The organism is Flavobacteriales bacterium (genome assembly GCA_016713875.1).
Classification (GTDB): Bacteria; Bacteroidota; Bacteroidia; order Flavobacteriales_F; family PHOS-HE28; genus PHOS-HE28.
In genome coordinates, this window is the sequence record JADJOI010000003.1 from 1,275,971 (window position 1) to 1,293,673 (window position 17,703).

The 17,703-nt window shown below is 66.4% G+C and carries 11 protein-coding genes and 1 pseudogene; 5 read left to right on the forward strand and 7 right to left on the reverse strand.

The window, feature by feature from the left end:
- Positions 1-16: 16 nt before the first annotated feature.
- A complete protein-coding gene (yaaA, locus tag IPJ87_06985; GenBank protein ID MBK7941605.1) occupies positions 17-829 on the reverse strand; it encodes a peroxide stress protein YaaA in 813 nt (270 codons plus the stop codon).
- A 126-nt stretch (positions 830-955) separates the two neighbouring features.
- Between yaaA and IPJ87_06990 the strand changes: the two genes are divergently transcribed.
- Both IPJ87_06990 and IPJ87_06995 read left to right on the forward strand, forming a co-directional pair.
- Positions 956-1,501, forward strand: a complete 546-nt coding sequence (locus IPJ87_06990) for a sigma-70 family RNA polymerase sigma factor (GenBank protein MBK7941606.1) — start codon at positions 956-958, stop codon at positions 1,499-1,501.
- The gene (locus IPJ87_06995; GenBank protein MBK7941607.1) at positions 1,498-2,724 is read left to right on the forward strand and encodes a DUF2807 domain-containing protein; all 1,227 of its coding nucleotides are present in this window, start codon (positions 1,498-1,500) and stop codon (positions 2,722-2,724) included. The genes IPJ87_06990 and IPJ87_06995 overlap by 4 nt, the downstream gene beginning before the upstream one ends.
- A gap of 135 nt (positions 2,725-2,859) precedes the next feature.
- On the opposite strand, the gene IPJ87_07000 is transcribed toward IPJ87_06995, so the two are convergent.
- Entirely contained in the window at positions 2,860-3,957 is a 1,098-nt protein-coding gene (locus tag IPJ87_07000) for a hypothetical protein (GenBank protein MBK7941608.1), read from the reverse strand.
- A 166-nt stretch (positions 3,958-4,123) separates the two neighbouring features.
- Here IPJ87_07000 and IPJ87_07005 point away from each other — a divergent pair, with 166 nt between their 5' ends.
- Both IPJ87_07005 and IPJ87_07010 read left to right on the forward strand, forming a co-directional pair.
- Complete coding sequence (locus IPJ87_07005; GenBank protein ID MBK7941609.1) at positions 4,124-8,227, forward strand: PKD domain-containing protein; 4,104 nt, start codon at positions 4,124-4,126, stop codon at positions 8,225-8,227.
- Positions 8,228-8,236: 9 nt separating this feature from the next.
- Positions 8,237-9,232 (forward strand): type IX secretion system membrane protein PorP/SprF, encoded by a 996-nt coding sequence (locus IPJ87_07010; GenBank protein ID MBK7941610.1) that lies wholly within the window; start codon positions 8,237-8,239, stop codon positions 9,230-9,232.
- Positions 9,233-9,238: 6 nt separating this feature from the next.
- Here the strand turns inward: IPJ87_07010 and IPJ87_07015 are convergent, their stop codons facing one another.
- From IPJ87_07015 to IPJ87_07035, 5 genes and pseudogenes are all read right to left on the reverse strand, one after another.
- Positions 9,239-11,443, reverse strand: a complete 2,205-nt coding sequence (locus IPJ87_07015) for a TonB-dependent receptor (protein ID MBK7941611.1) — start codon at positions 11,441-11,443, stop codon at positions 9,239-9,241.
- 185 nt (positions 11,444-11,628) lie between these two features.
- Positions 11,629-13,436, reverse strand: a pseudogene (locus IPJ87_07020) (arginine--tRNA ligase).
- 47 nt (positions 13,437-13,483) lie between these two features.
- Positions 13,484-14,707 carry a hypothetical protein gene (locus tag IPJ87_07025; GenBank protein ID MBK7941612.1) on the reverse strand — a complete coding sequence of 408 codons (1,224 nt, stop codon included), beginning with the start codon at positions 14,705-14,707 and terminating at the stop codon, positions 13,484-13,486.
- 97 nt (positions 14,708-14,804) lie between these two features.
- Positions 14,805-15,728 carry an amidinotransferase gene (locus IPJ87_07030; GenBank protein ID MBK7941613.1) on the reverse strand — a complete coding sequence of 308 codons (924 nt, stop codon included), beginning with the start codon at positions 15,726-15,728 and terminating at the stop codon, positions 14,805-14,807.
- A gap of 173 nt (positions 15,729-15,901) precedes the next feature.
- A complete protein-coding gene (locus IPJ87_07035; GenBank protein ID MBK7941614.1) occupies positions 15,902-16,840 on the reverse strand; it encodes an arginase in 939 nt (312 codons plus the stop codon).
- A 138-nt stretch (positions 16,841-16,978) separates the two neighbouring features.
- Here IPJ87_07035 and IPJ87_07040 point away from each other — a divergent pair, with 138 nt between their 5' ends.
- Positions 16,979-17,656: a hypothetical protein gene (locus IPJ87_07040; GenBank protein MBK7941615.1), complete on the forward strand. Its 678-nt coding sequence runs from the start codon at positions 16,979-16,981 to the stop codon at positions 17,654-17,656.
- Positions 17,657-17,703: the final 47 nt, after the last annotated feature.

Consider the following 17,703-nt stretch of genomic DNA (forward strand, 5'->3'; position numbering starts at 1 on the left):
GAGGAGGTCGATCCCGCTATCGCACCCGGCCGCCCGCGAGCTTCCTCGACACCAACGGCGGTCGCTTGTCCCGCAGGAACACCCACGTCGTCGGCGTGCTGTCCGCGGCGGAGAAGCGATACCCGTCGCCGTCATAGGCCTTGATCCGTTCGGCGTCCAGGATCCGGTGCTGCAGGATATACCGCGCCAAGGCGCCGCGTTGGAACTTCACGTACACCTGCAGGGACTTGTACCCGCCCGGTGCCTTGTCCTTGAACTCGGGGGTGATCACCCGCGCCCCGAGCGTGCGGAGCCGGGCGGCCCTGCTGTATTCAGCGGAGGCCAGGTTCACCATCGTGGTCGACCCGGACCGCTTCAGGTCGGCCTTGAGCGTATCCGCGATGCGGTCGCCCCAGTAGGCATACAGGTCCTTGGCCTTGCCCATGCCGAACGGCGTGCCCATCATCAGGCGGTAGTCCTGCATGAGGTCCAACGGCCGCAGCACCCCATAGAGGCCGCTGAGGATGCGCAGGTGATGCTGGGCGAAGTCGAGGTCCGCGGAAGCGAGCGTACGTGCATCAAGGCCGCGATACACCTCGCCGTTGAAGGTGAACACGGCCGGCCGCGCGTTCGAGGACGTGAAGGGTGTGGACCATCGCTCGTACCGCTGGCGGTTCAGTTCACCGAGCGCCGGGCTCAGGTCCATGAGGTCGGCGAGCTTCTTCGCGCTGAACGTGCGCAACTTGTTCACCAGGGGCACGGCGTGCTCCAGCAGGGCGGGTTGGCTGGCACCTTTGGCGACAGGTGTCTCCTTGGCGAGGTCCTTGGCGGGCGAAAGCAGCACGAGCATGCCGACCAAAGTAAGGCCCACAGCGGTGGTCGGCGAGGCCTTCGGCACCGTCAACAGGCCGGTTCGGCAGGCCGGTGTAACCTTTCGGCCGATGCGACGACTATCTGTTCGGAACACCCCGGTGCCATGAGCGACACGAAGCAGACCGCCTTCATGCAGGCCTACAAGGACTGCCACGGTCCCTTCCTGCGCTACTGCTCGGCCATCGCCTATGGCCGGATGGATGTGCAGGACCTGGTGCAGGACGTGTTGCTGTCCGCCTATCAGCAGTTCGACCGGATCGAACGGAAGGACCAGCTGCTGCACTACCTGGTGCGTGCGGCGCGTAACCGGGCGGCAAGCGCCTGGCGGCTCGGGCGACGTTCCGCGGACCTGTGCGAACGGCAGACCGCACGCTTGCAGGAACGGGGCGCCACGCCCGAGCAGCTGCTCGACGTGCAACTGCTGTACAAGGCCCTGGACCGCCTGCCCGAGCAACAGCGCGAGGCCTTGGTCCTGTTCGAGGTCTCCGGCCTGAGCATGGCGGAGATCGCGGTGATCCAGAACTGCGCCGAGGGCGCAGTGAAGACGCGGGTGAGCCGGGCCCGGGCCGCGCTGCGCGGTCGGTTGGAAGGACGTTCGAAACTGCCCGTGGCCGCCACCCTTCACCTGTTCATCCTTCTGCTGCCATGAACGCCCACACCGACGACGGCATCGACCTGCGCCCGCTGCGCGAGCTGCCCGAGGAGATGAGCCTCGACCAGGTGGAGCGCTTCATCATCGCCCTGCCCCCCATCCCACCGCCCGGCTCCTGGTCCGGTGGTTCATTCTTCAACCTCAACTCCATCCTCATGAGCACTGCTGGCCTCCTCCTCATCGGACTGAGCATCCACCTGTTCACCAGCGGCAGCACGGCCTCCATTACGCCATCGGCTTCCGCGGAGCTCGCGGCACCGGCCACGGTGTTCGAGGCCCCCGCGACCGTACTGCCGCCGCAGGCCAAGCCCCAGCAACAGCCCAGCCCGGCCCCGACCACGGCCGCACCGCCTGCTTCGCCTACGGCAGCGGCCACATCGGCCCCTGCCCCTGCCTCGCCTGCCGCAGCCTCCGGCGAAGGCATGGCTCCTGCCTCGCCTGCCGCAGCCTCCGGCGAAGGCATGGCTCCTGCCCTTGCCCCTGCTCCCCTGGACCCGGTGGTCGTGGTGGCCGAACCCTCCAAAGAGGGGGATGGCCGCCGCTACGACCTGAGCGGGTTCACCGCGGTGCAGGTCCGCGGCAGCATGGATGTCGTGGTGGAGCGAGGACCCTTCGAAGTGATGGCCGATGGCGAGGAGGACACCCTGGACCGCATCGAGGTATCCATGGAAGGATCGGTACTGCGGATCGCCAACAGCCACACACCCACCAAGAACCGCAACTGCAATTCGCCAGGTGCGCATATACGGGTGCGGATGCCAGAGGTGTCGGCCCTGGAGGTGTACGGTTCGGGAGGGATCACCGCCGAAGCGATGACCGCCAACGGACCCCTGCGCTTGCTGCTTCTGGGTTCCGGCAGCCTGGTGATGGGCTCGGCCCTGGCGGTCGCTTCGCTGACGGTGGACCTGGCCGGCTCGGGCGATGTGCTGTGCGGGAAGATGGACGTGGGCGGAACCACCGAGGTGAAGCTGAGCGGCAGCGGCGATGTGGTGCTGGAAGGTCGGACGACGAAGCTCTCGATCGACCTGGCCGGTTCCGGCGACGTGGACGCCTCCGGCCTCGAGAGCTCTGGCACCACCGCCACGCTCGTGGGTTCGGGCGACATCATGCTGGGCCGCACCGGCCCCTTGGAGCAGCGGATCACCGGCTCCGGAAGGATCGAAGTGCACGGGAGCCTTGGCGGCCATGCGCCACAAGGGGAAGGTTCACGGTCCTACTAGACCGCTGGCCACGCGTCCACCGCCGGGCTCCCCACTTCGCCGTCCGTCCGCGCAGCACCTTCTGCGTCCCCATTCGCGCACGCCCAGCCCGTACTACACCCGGCCGCTCGCCATGGAGACGCGATCGGAACGGGCTCAGTCCACTACATCATAAGCCACCGTTTCGGTGTGCAGGCGGATGTACGTGAACGGCCCATCATCCAGCACGAACAACGCTTCACTATCGGCCGGGAAACCAAGGCCACCCGCCTCGAACCGCCCGCTGACCGGCGTGCTGAACCTCCGCCGCTCCGAGCGTCCATCCGGGCCCAGGTAGTAGCGGTCGTCGCTGATGAAGTCCACCAACCGGTCCTGGTCATCGAACAGCAAGGTGGCCGAGATGCGGATGCCGTGGTGTGCGACCGTGGCGGTCGCACTTCGGTCGTCCACAGGATGCCAGGTAATGGTGGGATCGGCCAGGCGGGCGGGGGCGAACAGGCACAGTTCGTTGAACCACGTGACCAGCTCGGCGGTGTCCATCTCCGGCCCGTCGGCCTCGATCACCGGCAGCAGGCCGACCACCTTGATGCGCATGATGGCGTGCCCATCGCGAAGGCGGTGAAACCCTTTGGTGGGCAACGCCTTCATCGTGGCGTTCATCCAGAAGAGCCGGGCCGGCGGTTCGAACGTATTGAACTGATCCGAACGGAAGGGCATCCACGGCCCGTCCTTGCTGCGGATGTCGCCGGTGAACTCCATGTACAGGCTGCGCGGCACCGGGCGGCCGACATGTCCGCCCTTCCTGAGGAACCGTTGGACCGGCGCGGGCAGCGGTGCAAGGTCCTCCTCCTGCAGGATGGGAGCGGGCGTCACCATGGCCGCCTGGAGCACCTCGTGCGCCTCCTGATGATACTCCTGCCGGAAACGATGGACCACCGCGCCCAGCGCGATGACCACAAGCAGGAGCACATTGGCGACCGTGCCGAAGCGCGCATCCTTCCAGTGGAGCACGATGAGCACCTGCGAGAGCAGCACGCCGGCCAGCGCGGGGATCCACCACCGATCACTTCGCCCCAGAATGGTCCATGTCGCGATCAGGAAAAGCACCGCGGCGAGCGCCCAGAGCAACCCGGCCGGCCGCCCGATGGGTTGTCGAAGGGCTCGGACCTCGGCCCAACCAAAAGCCTTCACGAGCCCCAGCAGGTGGATGAGGCCGTGGACCCACAGCAGCGAAAGGAGAAGGATGCGCAGCATGAAGCGAAAACTACATGGCGGAGCCGATCTGATCCCTGCCCGGCATCAGGGTGGTTCGTCGATGGAAAACCGCGACCGGTCGAATCGATGTATCCATGCACACAGGTCCCCGTAGGACCGGATGAGCAGAAGAGCGGCCACGATGGAAGCAGATCGACGCGGGAACATGCGGGTTCTGAAGGCACGGGCCGCTCTGGTGGCGTCCCTGGTGACCGCGTCCACGCCTGCGCTCGCCACGCACATCAGCGGCGGCGAGATCTTCTACGAGTGCCTCGGCAACAACCAGTACGAGGTGACCCTGATCATCTATCGGGATTGCTTCGGGGTACAGCTCAACAACGACGTCGACCTCGAATTCGACAGCCCCTGCGGCGACTTCACTCTGACGTTACAGACCCCGAACCCCGTTGAGCTGTCCCAGCTCTGCGACCTCGAGCTGCCGAACAGCACCTGCAACGGCGGCACGCTGCCGGGCATCGAGCAGTACACCTACACCACGGTGGTGACGCTGCCGCCATGCGACCACTGGACGATGAGCTGGATCGGCCGCAACCGCAATGCGGCGGTGGCCAACCTCGTGGACCCCGACGATGAGGCGATGTACATCGCCACCACCTTGGACAACACGGTGGACGCCTGCGACAACAGTCCGGTGCTCACCAACATCGCCAGCCCGTATGTCTGCCTCAACTACCCGGTGACCTACAGCTACGGCGGTTACGATCCGGACGGAGACTCGCTCAGCTACGCGCTCGTGGATGCGTTGGACGAGTTCGGCCAGCCCATCGCCTACATCGCCCCGTACACCGGGAACCAGCCCATCAGCGGGCTCACGATCGACCCGGTGACGGGCCTGTTGAGCTTCACGCCGATGCTCGCCGGCAATTGGGTGGTGGTGGTGGAGGTGAGCGAATGGGACTCCTTGGGCAACCTCATCGGCACGGTGATGCGCGACATGCAGTTCATCGCCTACCCCTGCATGAACGTTCCGCCGGACCCGGCCACTGGCAGCATCGGCGGATTCACCGGCACCGCCGTGCAAACGGGTCCGAACAGTGTGGAGGTGTGCGAATCCGGGTCGTTCTGCATGACGTTCGCCATCACCGACATCAACGCCGCGAACGTGCTGGAGGCCACCACCAACCTGCAGCAGAACCTGCCGGGGGCCACCTTCACCTACACGGGCACGAACCCCATCACCTGCACGGTGTGCTGGAACGGACAGCCCGGCACGTCCGGCTTCTTCCCCTTCATCGTGCAGGTGAACGATGGCGCTTGTCCGATCCCGGCCGTGCAGACCTATGTGTATGCGATCACGGTGCTTCCTGGTATGGCCATCACGGTGGACGCTGTGGACGAGAGCTGTGCGGGTGCGCAGGACGGACAGGTGGCCGTGAGCATCACGGCCGGTACAGGCCCCTTCCAATATATCTGGGCCAGCCTGCCCGACACCACGCCGACGATCCAGGTGGGCGCTGGTACCTACGCGGTCACGGTCACTGACGCCAACGGATGCGTCTCGCAACCGTCAACGGCCGTCGTGAACGCCCAAGCGCAGCCGAACCAGGCCAACGCGGGGCCCGACCTGCTGGGCTGCCTTGACGAACTGCCCATCACCCTGACCGGCACGGTGACCAACGCCACCGGCGGCATCTGGAGCGGAGGTCAGGGCGCTTTCGGCGGAACGGGCCTGAACGTGACCTACCAGCCCACTGCGGCGGAACTGAGCGCGGGCGGTGTGGACCTGCTGCTCACCACCACGGGCAATCCATTGTGCGCGGCCGACGTGGACACGGTGCATGTGGTGCTGAGCGACGACCTGCTCAATGCCGGAGCATCGGGCACGGACGCCTTGTGCCACGCGACCGCCACGGGATCGGCATCCTTCCAGCCGGTGTTGCCCGGGATGAGCTTCGTGTGGAACGCGCCCGGCGCACCCACCACGCCGCAGGCCAGCGGCCTCCCCGCCGGCACCTATGCCATCACCGTGACGGACGCAGCGGGCTGCGACACCACGCTGAGCGTCACCATCGGCCAGCCGGCCGCCCTGGCCTTGGGCGCCTTGAGCGTGGTGGATGAACCGTGCGCCGGGCAGGGTGGCGGAAGCATCAGCGCCACCGTGAACGGAGGTACGGCGCCATACACCTATGCCTGGAGCCAGGGCGCCACCACCCCGACGGTGAACGTGGGCGCCGGCACCTACACCGTGATGATCACCGATGCCAACGGCTGCGCGCCGGTGAGCGGCACGGCCACGGTGAACGCCACCACCCAACCCAACCTCGCCGATGCAGGTCCCGATGTGGTGGGCTGCCTGAACGAACTGCCGGTGACCCTGACCGGCACGGTGACGAACGCCACGGGCGGCACGTGGAGCGGCGGCACGGGCACCTGGCTGGGCAACGGCCTGACGGCCACCTACATGCCCAGCGCGGCCGAGGTGCAGCAGGGAGGCACGGCGCTCTTCCTCACCACCACCGGTAACCCCGGTTGTCCGAGCGATGTGGACACGGCGGTGGTGATCATCAGCAAGAGCTTCCTCAACGCAGGCATCAACGGCACGCCCACCAGCTGCCACGATGGCGCCAACGGCACCGCCCTCTTCACGCCGAACGACACGAGCTTCAATTACCTCTGGAACGACCCCGCGGCGCAGGCCACCAACCCGGCAACGGGTCTTTCCGCCGGTCCGTACGTCGTGGTGGTGACGGATGCACTGGGCTGCGACACGACGATGAGCATCACCATCGCTGAACCGGCCCCGCTTCAGGCCTCCCTGACCCAGAGCGGCGATCCGCTGTGCGCGGGCGGTGCGAACGGATGGGCCACGGTGAGCGCCTCGGGCGGCACGCCGGGTTACACCTACCAGTGGGACGCGGCGTCCGGGAACCAGGTGGGCCCCACGGCCAGCGGTCTCGGAGCAGGCACGTTCGGGGTCACCGCCACCGATGCCAACGGCTGCACCGTGCAGTTGAGCGCACAGTTGAGCGCACCGCCACCGATCCAATTGAGCGCCCAAGCGCCGGACACGGTGTGCGTCAACGTTCCAGTGCCGCTCACCGCTCAGACCCTCGGTGGAACGGGCAATCTGCTCGTCAGCTGGAGCGGCATCGGCACGGGCACCCAGCTCACGCATGCCTTCAGCAACTCTCAGAACGTGGTGGTGACGGTGGTGGACGCCAATGGGTGCAGCGGTCCGACCGTGACGCTGTCCGTGACGGTGCTTGACCTGAGCGACGCGCAGTTGGTCACCACCGGTCCCGGCACAGTGTGCCCGGGCGACACGGTGCAGGTGACGGCACAGGTGATGGGGTATCCGTCCTCGGTGCAGCTGTTCTGGCCGCAGCTGGGCGTGTCGGGTCCCGGTCCGCACACGGTGGTGGTGAACGCCGACATGGTGCTCACGACCACGGCCATGGACCAGTGCGGAAACACGCTGCAGGCGGTGCTGCCGATCCAGGTGGACGAGCCACCGGTGTTCACCCTCCCGCCGGTGTTCGCCGAGGGGTGCGCTCCGCTCACGGTGCAGTTCCCCGACACGCTGGTGAGCGGCAACCTCACCTACCTATGGACCTTCGGGGACGGCACCTCGTCGGCCGCTCCCGCTCCGGTGCACACGTTCCAGGCGGGCTCCTTCGCGGTGAGCCTGACCGTGACCACGGCACTGGGGTGCAGCAGCACGGCGCCGGCCCCAGGCCTGGTGATCGCGCATGCACCGCCCACGGCCGCCTTCACTGCGAGCACCACGAGCACCGACATCGACAACGCGCTGATCCACTTCACCGACGGGAGCACGGGTGCGATCAACAGCTACGCCTGGGACTTTGACGACGGCGTCACGAGCGACCAGCAGGACGTGTCGCACCAATTCCTGGACGTGGGGCTGTTCACCGTGGCATTGGTGGTGATGGACGTGCAGGGCTGCAGCGATACGGCCTGGGTGACGGTGGAGGTGACACCGGACCATGACGTGGTGATCCCCACGGGCTTCACCCCGAACCCCGGTGGCGGCAGTGGCGGCGGCTACGACCCGAACGACCTCAGCAACGACGTGTTCTACCCCTTCGCCCGTTTCGTGGAGGACTTCCGCATGCGGATCTACAACCGCTGGGGTGAACTGATCTTCGAAAGCCTCGACATCCAGCGCGGCTGGGACGGATACTACCGCGGCCAGCTAAGCCCGCAGGATGTGTACGTGTACCAGGTATGGCTGCGCTTCGTGGACGGCAAGGAGCGTCAGCTCGTGGGCGACATCACCCTGTTCCGATAACCGAAGCGCATGAAGCGAAGCCTACCCCTTCTTCTCGCGCTCGCACCGACCGCTTTGCTGGCGCAGGACCCGCAGCTGTCCCAGTTCTTCGCGGCGCCCATGTACCTGAACCCGGCGTTGACGGGCAACACGTACCAGGACCGCATCGCCATGAACTACCGCAACCAGTGGCCCAGTGCGGTGGTGAACGCCTTCCAGACCTATGCGGCCAGCTACGAGCACCGGTCGCAGAAGCTCAACAGCGGCTTCGGGGTGATGGCCATGCGGGATGTGGCCGGTGCGAACGGACTGGCGTTCACGCAGGTGGCCGCGGCCTACAGCTATGAGGCGCGCATCGACCGCAAGAGCGCGTTCCGCGGAGGGGTGCGGGCCGCCTGGACCAACCGTAGCTACGACCCCAACAGCTTCCTCTTCGCCGACCAGGTGATCCGCGACAACGCGGCCACCAGCATCGAGAACGGCTTCGTGCAGCAGGTGAGCTACATGGACCTGAGCGCCGGTGGCCTCTATTACAACGAGCGCTTCTGGGCGGGCTTCAGCGTGAACCACCTGAACCGTCCGCAGCAGTCGCTCTTCCTCAACGGCGACGCACGGCTGCCGATGCGCACGAGCGTGCACACGGGCTACCGGTTCCCGCTGGACGGCCAGCGGATGGCCCACAGCAACACGGTGGGCACCTTCGCCACGCACTACAAGGCCCAGGGCAAGTGGGACCAGTTCGACGTGGGCTTCTACGTGGACCACGACAAGCTGCTGGCGGGCCTCTGGTACCGGGGCATCCCCGGACTGCAGGCCTATGCACCCGGCTATCCCAACAGCGATGCCGTGGTGCTGATGGCCGGCTACGAGACCCCGTTGCAACTTCGCATCGTGTACAGCTACGACATCACCATCAGCTGGCTCGATCTGTCCAGCGGCGGCGCCCACGAGGTGAGCCTCACGTACGAGTGGCCGCGCAAGGCCAAGGCCCGCAAGCACAAGATCGTGCCCTGCCCGAAGTTCTGAGCATCACTACAGCCGTGCGGCCAGGGTCACATAGAAGGCCCGGCCCATGCCCGGCAGCAGCCCTGGGCCGGGATACCCGCCTGCGCGCCGGGTGGCGTAGTCGACATCCATGAGGTTGTTGACCCCTGCTGATAGGGTGATCTGCGCCGTGGTCGTCCAGGAGGCGCTCGCGTCCATCACCATGTACCCGGGGATCCGACCGGCCGTGGCCGCCGCATTGGGCGCGTCGGTATTGGTGGCGTTGGTGTACACGGCATCCACCACACTGGCCTTGGTCGCGAGGGAGAACGCGCGGTGGCGGAAGGTGAGCCCCGGCCTCAGGATGTGGCGAGGTGCGTATTCGACCTGGTTGCCGCGCACATCGAGCGCCGCATCCGTATCCATGGCCGGGTCATCCCAGCGCACGTAGCGCGCGTCCACATAGCCGTAGGCCAGCGCCAATGCGAGGCTCGTGCGGGCCGGATGGTCGCCACCGTTGAACAGGCCCACCAGATCCACCTCGGCATAGGCCTCCACGCCCTGGCTGCGCGATGCGCCCAGGTTGGTGCGCACGTTCACGCCATCGCGCACCACCGTGCCCACCCGGTCGTTGATGTGCAATAGGAACGCGCCGACGTCGAAGCTGACCACTTCACGGATGGTGCCCCGGAAGCCCAGGTCCGCGTTGATCCCGCGCGTGTCCTTCAGGTCGGGATCGATGACGTCCGTGGTGGCCGCAGGCGTCAGGTCGCCGTAGAGCACCGGACGATAGCCCTGGCTGAAGTTGGCGTAGGCCTGAGTGGTAATGGAGGTACGCACCTGCATCCCCAAACCGAGCAGCAGCACCTGCCGCGACCGTTCGCCGCTGTCCACCGCGCCCGTGGCGCTGATGCGCCCGTCGACGCGGGATGTGATGTGCTCCACCCGCACACCCGGCACAACGGCCACGCGTTCGGACAAGGGCAGCAGCGCTTCGGCGTGGGCGGCCGCATTGCCGGTGGCGAGGGTGAGCGCGCGGCCGAAATCGCCGGACACGGTGAGGTCGGCATCCGTTCCGGTCGTGCCTGTTCCCACCTGGCGCCGCTGGTTCTCCGCGCTGTGGAGGCGCAGCCCGGCTGACAACTGGGCTTGGTGCCGCAGGAACGTGAATCCCCGTCGCAACCGGACCTCGAGGCCGGCGTTGGCGTACCGGTCGCGGTCCACCTGTCTGGAGGCGTAGGTCCCGGTCGCACGGTCCACGGTGTCGGGGCTATTGATGCCGCGCGTGAAGCCCACGCTGTTGCGCTCGGCCAGGATCCCGAAGAGCTTCACCTCCATCACCGTGCGCGCATCCGGCCTCCATTCCGCGGTGAGCGCCGCCACGTTCCACGGCAACAGCAGCCAGTTGCGCGCACGGTCGGACCACCGTGGATCGGTGCGCAGCTGTGCATCGGTGATGCCGCCGGGTTGCTGTTGCGCCACATCGGCGCGGGTGTACGCGAGCCCGATCCGCAGGCGTGGCGAAACCGCGAAGCGCACCGAGGTGTGGGCCGTGGTGGTGCGGTAACGGCTGTGGGCACGCCAGCCTTCGGCTTGGCGATGGTGCAGAAAGGTGTAGTGCTGCCAGCGGCCCTGCGTGCCACCGAGGGCGGCATAGGTGTCCGTGAGCCCATAGGAGCCCAGGGTCTGGCGCAGCTCTCCAGCAAGGGGACGGTCCGGCGCACCATGCTTGAGGACGAAGTTGACCAGACCGCCGAACTGAGGGCCGAACGCGAGCGAGGCTGCGCCGCGCACCACCTCGATCCGCTCCACCGCCTCCATCGGGGGCGTGTAGTAGGCCTCGGGATACCCGAAGGCGTCCGCGCTGATGTCATGCCCGTCCTGCCGCATGTTGAACTCCCAGCTGCGGTTGGGGCTGAGGCCGCGCGCTGCGATGCCGAGCTGAACGCCGCTGCCGTCGTTCTCCCACACCGTGATGCCCGGCACTTTGGCAAAGACCTGCCGGCCATGGTTCAACGCCAGGTCGGCATCGAGCGCTCCCGGTGTGATCACCTCGGTGCGTTTGCCGGCGAGGATGAGCGTGCCCATGGTATCGGCGGACGGTCGGATCCCCGTGCGGTGCAGGCTCAGCACATCGAGCGGGCGGAGCGTCAGGGTGCGCACGGTGTCAGGCCGCTGGGCATGCACACCAAGAGAGACCAGGACCGCGACCAACGACCCGCACCGGGCGTATGACAGGACTTCTTCGAACATGGCCGCAAAGCAGCCCCTCCCCGTGGCACGTCACAATACCACGATCGAGGTAGACGGTGGTCGCGACCGTGCACGGGCCGACAGGTCCGCGCTCCGGACCACTTCCGCTCCGGCACTTCGATGCCCAGGCTGCATCCGCCTTCGCCTGGCACGCACTACGCCGCGCTTCGGCGGACCATGCATCACTACATCCGTTCCGGCACCTCGATGCCCAGGCACCACATCGCTTTCCTGGTGGCGGTGGCCACGGCGGCGCTCAGGGCCAGGCGGAACGCGCGCTTGGTCGCCTCCTCCTCCTTCATCACCGGCACGCTCTGGTAGAAGGCATTGTAGGCCTTCACCAGTTCGTAGGTGTGGTTGGCCAGGGCGGAGGGGTCCAGCTTGGTGGCCGCCTCCTCCAGCACGGCAGGCAGGTGGTGCAGCAGCTTGATGACGGTGCGTTCCTCGGGGAGGAGTGCCGATGTGGTCATCCCGCTGTGGCGGAAAGGTCGTGCTCATGTGCCCATGAGCCCATGCCTTCCGCCTTCCGCAGCAGGCTCTTGATCCGCGCGTAGGTGTACTGGATGAAGGGTCCGGTGTGGCCCTGCAGGTCGATGCTGGCCGCGGGATCGAAGAGCATGCGCTTCCTCGGGTCCACCTTCAGCAGGAAGTACTTGAGCGCGGCCAGGCCGATCATCTCGTACAGGGCCGCCTTGTCCGCTTCGGTGAAGTCGTCCAGCTTGCTGAGCTCCTCGCCCATGCGGCGCGCCTCGGTCACCACTTCGTCGATGAGGTCATCGGCGTCCACCACGGTGCCCTCGCGGCTCTTCATCTTGCCGCTGGGCAGGTCCACCATGCCGTAGCTGAGGTGGAAGAGCTCATCGGCCCACGCGAAACCGAGCTTCTTCAGGATGATGAACAGGACCTTGAAGTGGTAGTCCTGCTCATTGCCCACGGTGTAAATGAGCTTGCTGAGACCGGGGTATTCCTCGAAGCGCTTGATGGCGGTACCGATGTCCTGCGTCATGTACACGCTGGTGCCATCGCGGCGCAGCAGCACCTTCTCATCGAGGCCCTCGGGGGTGTTGTCCACCCACACGGCGCCGTCCTTCTCGTAGAACACGCCCTTCTTCAGCCCTTCGAGCACATCGGCCTTGCCCAGCACATAGGTCTCGCTCTCGAAGTAGTTGCGGTCGAAGCTGACGCCGGCCCGGGCATAGGTGGCGTTGAAGCCTTCGTACACCCAGCTGTTCATCCGCTCCCAGAGCGCGCGCACATCCGGGTCGTTGGCCTCCCACTTGCGCAACATCTCCTGCGCTTCGAGCAGGATGGGTGCGCTCTTCTCCGCTTCCTCCTTCGTCGTTCCGTTCGCCACCAAGACCTCGATCTCCGCCTTGTAGGCCTTGTCGAACTCCACGTAGTACTTGCCCACCAGCTTGTCGCCCTTCAGGCCGCTGTCCTGCGGGGTCTCACCCCGGCCGAACTTGTGCCAGGCCAGCATGCTCTTGCAGATGTGGATGCCGCGGTCGTTGATCACCTGCACCTTCACCACCTCGTTGCCGGCGGCTTCCAGGATGCGGCTCACGCTCCAGCCCAGGAAGATGTTGCGCAGGTGCCCCAGGTGCAGGGGCTTGTTGGTGTTGGGGCTCGCGTACTCCACCATCACCTTCCTGCCGTTGGCAGGGAGCGCAAGGATGTCCCGCTTCCCGGCGTCGCGCACGAAACCCTGCCAATAGCCGTCGGAGACCACCAGGTTGAGGAAGCCTTTGATGACGTTGAAGCGGACCACGACGGGTTCCTCGCGGAGCAGGGAACCGCCTAGCTCGTTGGCCAGGGGCTCCGGGCCCATTCCGGTGAGCTTGGTGAACGGGAAGACGTTGATGGTGACATCGCCGTCGAACTCGGGCCGGGTGGCCTGGAAGCCGATCTGGTGGAGGGCGACCTCTTTGTCGTACAGCTGCTTGAACGCGCGCACCACGGCCGGTCCGAGCCGCGCCAGCAGGGGGTCCTTCATCATGGTCGCAAAGGAAGGAAGATCCCGGCCAGGGACGGGTATCCCGCTCAATCCACCTTGCGCAGGGGCGCCTCGTCCGTCGGACGCAGCCGATGTCCGCGCAGCACGTCCACTTCCTCCAATGCACGGTCGAGCTCCGCGCGGAGGCGCGAGCGTTCCTCGGCCGAGCGGCGCCACAGCACCACGGCCCCCAGCAGCGACAACAGCATGGCGCCAAGCAGGGTGAGCAGGCCGGTGCGCCAACGCACCAGACCGATGGCGGCGGCCTGGGCCTGATCGCGCTCGGCCTTGAGCTCTCCGGCCCGTTCGTTGGCCCGCGCCAATTCATGCGCCGCCGTGGAGCGGGCGATGCGGTCCGGGGCCTCGCTTTTGAAGAGCGAGTCGTTGAGCTCCACCAGCTCCATGGCCTTCTTGAGGGCCTCGTCGTACTGGCGCTGCTCCCGGTGGAAGGTCACCCAGGTGTGGAGCAGCCGTGGCCGCTCGCGAGCTGCGCCCAACCGGGCCACGCGAGCATCGGCCGAGGCGAGGAAGGCGCGGGCCTTGTCGAAGTGCCCCACATGCAGGTGCGCCCTGGCCAGATCGCCCTCCACCCACAGCCGTTCCACCTCGGTGCCCTTGCGGGCGATGTAGTGATGCGCCTTGTGCAGGAACGGGATCGCACTGCTCCATCGCTTGGAGGTCATGTGATAGGCGGCGAGCATGTTCTGTGCGAAGGCCGCGCCCGAGCTGTCGCCCGTGGCCTCGTACAACCGGATGGCCTCGCTGATGTGCAGGATGGCCTCACCCCGCTTCTCTAGGATATTGCTGGCATTGGCCATGTCGCTCAGCCCGCGGGTGATGGCGGCGGTGTCACCGCTGACGCGCATGTGCTCCAGGGCGATGCGGGCGTGCTCGTAGCCGCGCTCATCCTGGCCGCTGCCAAAGAGCGCCACGGAGATCCAGCCATGGTCGTCGCCGATGGTACGGTGGTTGCCCATGCGCTCGGCCACGCTCAACGCCTCCACGGAGCGCTCGAGCAGGTCGGCATGCTGGCCGCGCATATAGTGCACGTACCGGATGTTGTTCAGCACGTCGTGGAGCAGTTCATCGTCCTGCGCCTTGCGCGCAGCGGGGAGGGCCCGCAGGGCGAGCTGCATGGCGCGTTCGGGGTCGGCCTCCAGCAACGCATATGCACTATCCGCCAGCGCACGCGGGGTGGGTGTTTGCGCGCTGACCATCGTGCTGCCGAACAGAATGACGGGCAGGGCCCGCACGGCAATGGATCGAGGCATGGAGGATCGGGGAAGGGTGCGCATGACCGCCAAGGTCGCGAATGGAGTGATGGGCCGGGAGCGCCCCGGGCCTGCGGTATGAACCATGGATCGTGGATCAGCGGCGCTCCAGAAAGTTCTCTGCGAGCATGCAGCGCACGCTGCCCCCGCCCACGGCCTCGATGGTCGGCAAAGCCACGGGCACCAACTGGCCGTGCGCCTCCAACAGGCGGCGCTTCACCGGATCCAGGGCGCCGAAGGCTGTCGTGGACAGCAGGATGGCCGGCCCCTGCCGTGAACGCAGTTGCAACAGGTTGCCCACGAAGTGGTGCATCTGCTGCAGGGTGATCGGCACCGGCACTTTGCCCGCGCGCTCCAGTTCCGCCTGCACATCCTCGCGGTCCACCGGATAGGGCATCGCGTCGAGACAGACCACCGCGAAGCCTTCGCCGATGCTCATCACCACGTTGGTGTGGTAGACCGGCTGTCCTGTGAGGGTGCCGTCCATGGTGGCCAGAAAGGGCACCTGGTGACCGTCCATCACGCCGCACCATACGTTGAGGCCGCGCTCGCTGGTGCGCGGGGAGAGCGCGGCGTAAGCCACGTTGCGAACACGGTCGAGAACGAGGCTTCCTGTGCCTTCCAGGAAACGGTCCGCCTGCTCCAAGGCACTGAGGTCGACCAACCGCTTCACGAGGAACCCCTCGCGCTCCAAGGTCTCGTCCAAGGAACGATCGCGCTCTCGGCGACGGCTCGGCGTGCACATGGGGTACAGCACCACGGTCCCGTCCGCGTGGGTGCTGAACCAGTTGTTGGGGAACAAGGCATTGGGCGCCATGGGGTCCACGGGGTCGAGCACCGTGGTGCCGATGCCGCAGCGGTCCAGCGCGTCCAGCAGCCCATCGAACTCCTCCTCGGTCAGCCGCCGGATGTCAGGGTCGTTGACCAGCTTCTGGAAAGCGTTGCTCACCGCCGTCTCCGGGTCGGGGCCGAAGCCGCTGGGGCGGACGAGGATGACGGCGGAGGCAGCTTGAGGGATCATGTGGCTCGGTGGTCAAATGTCCATCCCACTATGCGGGACAGGTCGTGCTCATGTGCTCATGTGAACATTTGACCATGGGCACATCCCACGGGGGTAGGACGGTCAAAGCCAAAGGCGCTCTGCCACATTCCCACATCGGATCATTCGCACATTCGCATCCATCCCGCGCAGCACTACCGCCCGCGAAGGATGGGGAACAGGGGCTCTAGGATGCTGAGCGTGGCCTCGGCCATGGCGTTGCCGGTATCGAGGGCCGGGTTGATCTCCACCACGTCCAGCGTGGCCGTCTTGGGATCGGCGCAAAGACCGCTCAGGAGAGCGCTGGCCTCATCAAGCATCAGTCCGCCGGGCACGGGAGTGCCGGTGCCCACGCTGATGGAGGGGTCGAGGCTGTCCACATCAAAACTGACATGGATGCGCTCGCAGGCGGTAAGGTGGGCCAGGGTCTCATGCACGATGGCTGAAGAGCCTTTGCTACGCAGGTCGTCCACAGTGATCACCTTGATGCGGTGCTCGGCGATGATGGACTGCTCTTCAGGCTCGTAGTCGCGCAAGGCGATGAAGACCAGGTCGCTTGGGGCCAGCTTGGGGCCGTTGACGCCGATCTTCCGAAGGCGGTCCCACACGTCCATGGTGAAGACCCGGGGACGGTTGCGGCCCTTCTTCTCCAGGTGCATCAGCAGGGCCAGGGGCATGCCATGCACGTTGCCGCTCGGCGTGGTCCAGGGGCTGTGCAGGTCCGCATGGGCGTCGATCCACACCACCCCGAGGCGCTCGTTGGGGAAGGCCATTTTGGTTCCGCTCACCGAGCCGATGGCGATCGAATGATCACCTCCGACGACAATGGGAAAGGTGTTGTTCCTCAGGTACCTGTACACCTCGTAGGCCAGGTCGCTCTCGAAGCGGATCAGGCCGTCGATGTGGTGGGCGTTCGGGGAATTGTCGTCCTCGTAGAGCACGTCGTTCTCGTCGCGCAGGATGCTCTCCTCGGCGTGGCCGAAGAGCTCACTGCCCAGCTTCCAGGCGGCTACGCGCAGGGCGGCCATGCCCATGCTGGCGCCGCGCTTGCCCGCGCCGATCTCCGAGGCCGCCTCGATCAATCGCAGTTCCATGGTGAAGGGGGACGGGGCCAAAGGTAGGGCGGGTCGTTCCAGGGGGTGGGCAACCTTGGCCGGGCGGTCGCCGTACGAAGGCCACCTGTCATTGCTTCAGTGCGACCCATGGACCTGTTTGGACGACCGTATTCCGTGATGCTGCTAGCCGTTGCCCTTCTGGGCAACGGCTGCAGCCGGAACCTGCTCGAGGAGCGCGTGGCCGAGGGGGTCATCGAGTATGCCCTGACCTTTCCGGACTACGACCCCAACGGCCTGATGGCCGGCATGTTGCCGGAGAAGACGACGGTGACCTTCACCCAGGACAAGCAACTGGCCGAGCTGAGCGCCGGCATGGGCGTGTTCCGCACGGCGATCGTGACCGACAACAGCCAGAAGCGGATGGACTACCATCTGAGCCTGCTGAGCAAGAAGCTGGTGAGCCGCCTTCAGCCGCGCGACATGCTCACCTTCAACAAGGAGAAGCCCGCCCTCACCATCCTCTACACCAACGAGGTGGACACCATCGCCGGATATCCGTGCAAGAAGGCGGTGGCCGTGTTCGGGGGCATCGACAAGCCCGAGATCGAGCTGTACTACACGGACCGCATCCGCATCGACGACCCCAACTGGTACGGCCCGTTCCAGGAAGTGCCCGGCGTGCTGCTGCGGTACGAGATGGTGCAGTATGGCATGCGCATGCGCCTGGACGCCGTGGCCGTGACCCCCGGCAAGGTGGACGCCGCGCGCTTCGCCCAGAAGGACGGCTACCAGGAGGTGCCGCCGGCCGTGCTGGACCACGAACTGCAGGAGGTGCTGGGCACCTTCAGCCTCTGAGGCCCAGCGGCTTCAGGTTTTCCTTCGGAACTGTTGATAATAGCCGG

What these genes read in the sequence shown, in the direction of transcription:
- yaaA (MBK7941605.1), bottom strand. Translation starts at nt 829, where the DNA reads ATGCTCGTGCTGCTTTCGCCCGCCAAGGACCTCGCCAAGGAGACACCT.
- IPJ87_06990 (MBK7941606.1), top strand. Translation starts at nt 956, where the DNA reads ATGAGCGACACGAAGCAGACCGCCTTCATGCAGGCCTACAAGGACTGC.
- IPJ87_06995 (MBK7941607.1), top strand. Translation starts at nt 1,498, where the DNA reads ATGAACGCCCACACCGACGACGGCATCGACCTGCGCCCGCTGCGCGAG.
- IPJ87_07000 (MBK7941608.1), bottom strand. Translation starts at nt 3,957, where the DNA reads ATGCTGCGCATCCTTCTCCTTTCGCTGCTGTGGGTCCACGGCCTCATC.
- IPJ87_07005 (MBK7941609.1), top strand. Translation starts at nt 4,124, where the DNA reads ATGCGGGTTCTGAAGGCACGGGCCGCTCTGGTGGCGTCCCTGGTGACC.
- IPJ87_07010 (MBK7941610.1), top strand. Translation starts at nt 8,237, where the DNA reads ATGAAGCGAAGCCTACCCCTTCTTCTCGCGCTCGCACCGACCGCTTTG.
- IPJ87_07015 (MBK7941611.1), bottom strand. Translation starts at nt 11,443, where the DNA reads ATGTTCGAAGAAGTCCTGTCATACGCCCGGTGCGGGTCGTTGGTCGCG.
- IPJ87_07025 (MBK7941612.1), bottom strand. Translation starts at nt 14,707, where the DNA reads ATGCCTCGATCCATTGCCGTGCGGGCCCTGCCCGTCATTCTGTTCGGC.
- IPJ87_07030 (MBK7941613.1), bottom strand. Translation starts at nt 15,728, where the DNA reads ATGATCCCTCAAGCTGCCTCCGCCGTCATCCTCGTCCGCCCCAGCGGC.
- IPJ87_07035 (MBK7941614.1), bottom strand. Translation starts at nt 16,840, where the DNA reads ATGGAACTGCGATTGATCGAGGCGGCCTCGGAGATCGGCGCGGGCAAG.
- IPJ87_07040 (MBK7941615.1), top strand. Translation starts at nt 16,979, where the DNA reads ATGCTGCTAGCCGTTGCCCTTCTGGGCAACGGCTGCAGCCGGAACCTG.